Source organism: Natrinema soli (genome assembly GCF_028618695.1).
In genome coordinates this window covers 1-4,282 of record NZ_JAQIVI010000010.1, presented here as the reverse complement: position 1 = coordinate 4,282, position 4,282 = coordinate 1, and the positions used below count along the sequence as shown (strand labels likewise).

At 66.3% G+C, this 4,282-nt stretch carries 5 protein-coding genes and 2 pseudogenes; 4 read left to right on the top strand and 3 right to left on the bottom strand.

Annotation, left to right across the window (positions count from 1 at the left end; translation table 11 throughout):
- Positions 1-163, bottom strand: a pseudogene (gene rnhB, locus PGX04_RS00915) (ribonuclease HII); the annotation flags it as partial.
- 53 nt (positions 164-216) lie between these two features.
- Positions 217-1,596: a tRNA pseudouridine(54/55) synthase Pus10 gene (locus PGX04_RS00910; RefSeq protein ID WP_273736795.1), complete on the bottom strand. Its 1,380-nt coding sequence runs from the start codon at positions 1,594-1,596 to the stop codon at positions 217-219.
- A gap of 165 nt (positions 1,597-1,761) precedes the next feature.
- On the opposite strand from PGX04_RS00910, the gene PGX04_RS00905 reads away from it, so the two are divergent.
- The 3 genes from PGX04_RS00905 to PGX04_RS00895 all read left to right on the top strand — a co-directional run bounded on the left by PGX04_RS00905 (position 1,762) and on the right by PGX04_RS00895 (position 3,543).
- Positions 1,762-2,871, top strand: coding sequence for a S1C family serine protease (locus PGX04_RS00905; RefSeq protein WP_273736794.1), 1,110 nt, complete (start codon positions 1,762-1,764; stop codon positions 2,869-2,871).
- Between the two features lie 283 nt (positions 2,872-3,154).
- Complete coding sequence (locus PGX04_RS00900; protein ID WP_273736793.1) at positions 3,155-3,346, top strand: DUF7511 domain-containing protein; 192 nt, start codon at positions 3,155-3,157, stop codon at positions 3,344-3,346.
- Positions 3,347-3,354: 8 nt separating this feature from the next.
- Complete coding sequence (locus tag PGX04_RS00895) at positions 3,355-3,543, top strand: DUF8028 family protein (protein WP_273736792.1); 189 nt, start codon at positions 3,355-3,357, stop codon at positions 3,541-3,543.
- Positions 3,544-3,863: 320 nt separating this feature from the next.
- Here the strand turns inward: PGX04_RS00895 and PGX04_RS00890 are convergent, their stop codons facing one another.
- Positions 3,864-4,049 carry an HVO_A0556 family zinc finger protein gene (locus PGX04_RS00890; RefSeq protein ID WP_273736791.1) on the bottom strand — a complete coding sequence of 62 codons (186 nt, stop codon included), beginning with the start codon at positions 4,047-4,049 and terminating at the stop codon, positions 3,864-3,866.
- A 132-nt stretch (positions 4,050-4,181) separates the two neighbouring features.
- Here PGX04_RS00890 and PGX04_RS00885 point away from each other — a divergent pair.
- Positions 4,182-4,282, top strand: a pseudogene (locus PGX04_RS00885) (metal-dependent hydrolase); the annotation flags it as partial.

Genomic DNA, 4,282 nt, shown 5'->3' with positions numbered 1-4,282 from the left:
CGGCCCGCAGGGCGGCCGCCAGTTCCTCGCGCCGCTCGGGGGAGAGTCGCTTCGAGTCCCTGATGCCGTCGGGGAGAACGCTCGGCTCCTCGCAATGGACGGCTGCGGCGAACATCGACCCCAGCGCGGGCCCCTTGCCGGCCTCGTCGACGCCGAATGGCATACGCTGCCGATCGGTGGCGGAGCGGAAAATCGTTGCGACTCGACGGAATCGATTCAGTTGGCCGTCTCTGCCGTCTCTTCCTCGCGGTCTGCGCGAGGTTCGTCCATGAAGAACTCCTCGAGTTCGAACGGCTCCGCTTCCCCTTCCACGCTAGTCACGTCCAGCGCCGTCACCTCGGCGTCGGTCTCGAGCAGGCCGGCCAGACTCGGCTCGGTTCGGCCGTCGTCGCTGCTGATGAGTTCCTTCACGTAGAGCCCGCCTTCGCCGTGGATCCGAACCTCGGCCTCGGCCGACGACCGCAGATCGCCGTCGATCCCGTAGACCGTCCGCTCGCGGGTCAGCCCCGCCCGCCGGTGGTCGACTCGCTCCGGCGTGTACTGGTCGACGGTCGTCCCCTCGAGTTCGTCGAGCGCCGTGTCGAAGGCGTCCTCGTCGACCGGCTCCGCGAACTCGACGTCGGCTCGGTACCGTTTGCTCGCGTCGTGTTCCTTGACGCGTTCGACCATCTCGTGGGTCGCCAGCCGGAGGCCGTCGACCTCGACGGAACCGTCGGCGGCCTCCCCGATCGCCGCCTCGACCGTCTCGGGATCGGTGTCGCGCACGCGGGGTCGTTTCACCTCGAGGACGAACGGCCGCCCGCCCTCGAGCATGCGAGCGTCGACATCTTCCCGGCCCGCGCCGTGGAAGGTGCCCTCGTCGCCGTCCATCGCGTCGACGACGTGGGGTCGGACGACCTGTTCGACGCTCGTGTCGTACAGGTAGCCGGAACCGCCGCAGTAGTCACAGGGCTCCTCGCCGTCGTCGCCGAGCTGGATCCCGCTGCCGCCACACTCCCGGCACGGCCACTCCGTCTGGGGAATGTCGCGCTCGAGTTTGCGGTAGCGGCCGTAGACGAACGCGGGATTGATCTGGACGTCGACCGCGTGGCTCGTGACGGTCTCCGACTCGAGGGTCTCGCGCGGGTCGAACCCCTCGAGGTCGACGATAGCGAGCACGTCGGGCCGGTCGAAGTCGACCTCGGTTTCGGTCTTCGCGCCGACGCGCCGGCCGACCTCCCGATTGATCTCGCGCTTCATCGATTCGCCGACGTCGGGCTCGAGGTCGGCGTCTTCCCGGAGCAGCCGTTCGTTCTCCTCGACCAGCGGCGGGATGCGGCTGCCGACCTGATACGTGGCAAACTCGCACCCCTCGAGGGCATCGACGATCGCGTCGGCGATGGCGTCGAACGTCCCGCAGTAGCCTTCGCAGACCCAGCAGTCCGCGGGATCGGCCGGATCGAAGTCCTCGTCGTCGGCCAGCGCGACCGTCGTGCGCAACGCCCGACCGCGCTCGGCGTTGGTCAGCCCGAAACTCCGCTCGGCGAAGGGCCGTCCGAGACAGGAGTCACAGACGGTTCCCGTTGCCAGCAACGCGCGGGCGTCTTCCGTGATCATGTCTCGAGAATCGGGGAGCCGCGGGTAACACGTTTTCCCTTCGCGGGGACGATGCGCCCGATCGTCCACCGTCGGGGTCGCCGTCTCGATCGAACTCCCCGACACGGCCGGAATCGGTCGGCCGATGGCCCGGAGGTTCAAATGGGTCGGGTCCAATTCCCGGTCATGGACGATTCTCGACTGGATCGCCGGTCCTTTCTCGCGGCCGCGAGCGCCGGTCTCGCGGGTGTCGCCGCCGGCTGCGTGGAGCCTCGAGGCGACGACTCGATCACGGGGAACTCCTCGCACGAAATCGATCGAGGGGCCCTCGCGGACGGCTCGGCGTTTACGGACCTCCACGAGGCGATCATCGACTCGGTCACGCAGATTCGCGTCTTCGGGCTCCGGGATCCGACCACCGGTGCCGAGGGACGCGGGCGGGGATCGGGGTTCGTCTACGACGACCGTCACATCGTAACCAACGACCACGTCATCAGTAACGGAACGGCGGCGGACCTCCAGTACACCAACGGCGACTGGACGGGGACCACGCTCGTCGGTCGCGACTACCACAGCGATCTGGCCGTTCTCGAGGCCGATCACGTCCCGAAGACGGCACCGCCGCTTCTCCTGACCGAGAAACGGCCCGTCGTCGGACAGGAGGTGGCCGCGGTGGGCAACCCGTACGGCCTCAACGGCTCGATGTCGTCGGGGATCGTCAGCGGCGTCAACCGGACGCTCGACCTCTCCGATCGACAGTTCTCCTACCCGAACGTCATCCAGACCGACGCGGCGGTCAACCCCGGCAACAGCGGCGGGCCGCTCGTCGATCTCGACGGGGCGGTCGTGGGGGTCATCAACTCCGGCGGCGGCGACAACATCGGGTTCGCGATTTCGGCGGCGCTCACCGAACGCGTCGTTCCGGAACTCATCGATTCGGGGACGTACGACCACTCCTATCTGGGGATCGGCCTCTATCCCGTCGACCGACTCGTCGCCGAGGCGAACGATCTCGAGGCGGCGTCCGGGATTATCGTCACCGGTATCGCCGACGGCTCGGCCGCCGACGGCGTCCTCGAGCCAGCTACGGGGTCCGTCGAGCGGCGCGGGGAACCGATCCCCGTCGGCGGCGATGTCATCCGCACGTTCGACGGGGAACCGATCCCCGACCGCCACGCGCTGTCGACGTATCTCGCGCTCGAGACCAGTCCCGGCGACGCGCTCGACATCGGTCTCCGGCGGAACGGGCGCGCGATCACCAGAACGCTGACGCTCGATGCCCGGCCGTCGGTATAGGTGGTCAGTTGCCGACCCGCGCCGTCTGACCCGGTTTGAATGACATGTTAGGCCGTTCGAAACGAGTTATTATGCTATCGCTTCACCCCGTTCTCCGTCTCAGTCACTTCATAGCGATATCGTACACGTCACTGCTCATCGAGTTCTTTTTCGGACGATTGAACCGTCTGAACCGAGGCGGAACCGTTCGCTATCGTCCGAATTCGGTCCATTAGATACACGATAACAATAGTATCGTCTCCGGTAGCATCGTCTGGCGCGAGTACCCGTCGCCAGATTGCCCATGACCGATGCCGACTTCCACACGTCAGACACCGAGGGACCGACCGCCGAGCTCGATCACGTCACCATCGAAAACGACGGGGCCCCGGACGAGTGCGCGATCTTTCCGTCCGAGGCCAGCGAGGAGGAACTGATGACCGCTTGGATCTCGGCGCACGATGACTCGTTCGTCGACCTCGAGTCGATGCGCTAGTTCCGACGATGCATCTACGGCACTCAGTCACCGCCGCCGGCTTCTGGCTCGGCACTCTGCTGCCGATCGTCTACGTGCCCGTCATTCTCGCCGGGATCGACTCGATGAGTCGCCTGTCGCTGTTCGTCGCGCTCCTGACGGTCCATGCGCTCGCCCTTATCGTCGGCCACGACTACTCGGGATCGCGATCTCGGTGATCGCCGCCCCAGTTTTCCCCGTCGGTGCTCCCTCGAGCGGTCGTCTCGAGTCCGGACGTAGGATCCGTCGTTCGAGTATCGGTCGCGTTCGTGACCGGTCAGCGTTGCACCGAAAAGCGGCACGCACCGGTCCGTGGTAGCGAGGAATACGAACGTCCGCTGTCCGCTCTGCCGACGGTCCGTTCCCGGTGGCGTACGGCGGTGATATGAATACGGTCTCTCGATCAGCTTCCGGTCTGTATCGTTATCCGGTGTGTATCGTTACAGCGCGACTGGTGCGGTGTCACCGGTGGCGACGCCCGGATCGGCGCGCTCGAGTACTAGTCGAGCGGAGCCGACCAGACCTGGACGCGCGGCGTCCCGCAGCTATCGCAGACGATCGCCCTGTTGTCCTTGTAGGTCCCCCGCTCGAGTTCGCCGTCCGGACAGTATTGACAGGACCGTCCCTCGAGCATCGCGAGTAACTGCCGTTGATCGGTCGACTGCGACGACTCTGATTTCGCCATGTAGTGACTGAATACCCGAGATGAGGGTAACGGTTGGCCATGCCTATGCAGTGGTGCCATCGCGGTACGCAGCCTCACTGTCGTCGCGTCGAGCCGAAGCATCTATGCCCGCGTCCGGCGAACGCTCGGGGGATGTGGCCCTGGGGACACCTCGCCGTCGCCTATCTGCTCTACATCGTCATCACGCACCGCCGGTTCGGCCGCCCGCCGCGTGCCGTGCCGGCGATCGCGCT

Bases quoted from the DNA above. Each gene is read 5' to 3' on its own strand.
- PGX04_RS00890 (WP_273736791.1), bottom strand. From the start codon at position 4,049: ATGGCGAAATCAGAGTCGTCGCAGTCGACCGATCAACGGCAGTTACTC.
- PGX04_RS00905 (WP_273736794.1), top strand. From the start codon at position 1,762: ATGGACGATTCTCGACTGGATCGCCGGTCCTTTCTCGCGGCCGCGAGC.
- PGX04_RS00895 (WP_273736792.1), top strand. From the start codon at position 3,355: ATGCATCTACGGCACTCAGTCACCGCCGCCGGCTTCTGGCTCGGCACT.
- PGX04_RS00900 (WP_273736793.1), top strand. From the start codon at position 3,155: ATGACCGATGCCGACTTCCACACGTCAGACACCGAGGGACCGACCGCC.
- PGX04_RS00910 (WP_273736795.1), bottom strand. From the start codon at position 1,596: ATGATCACGGAAGACGCCCGCGCGTTGCTGGCAACGGGAACCGTCTGT.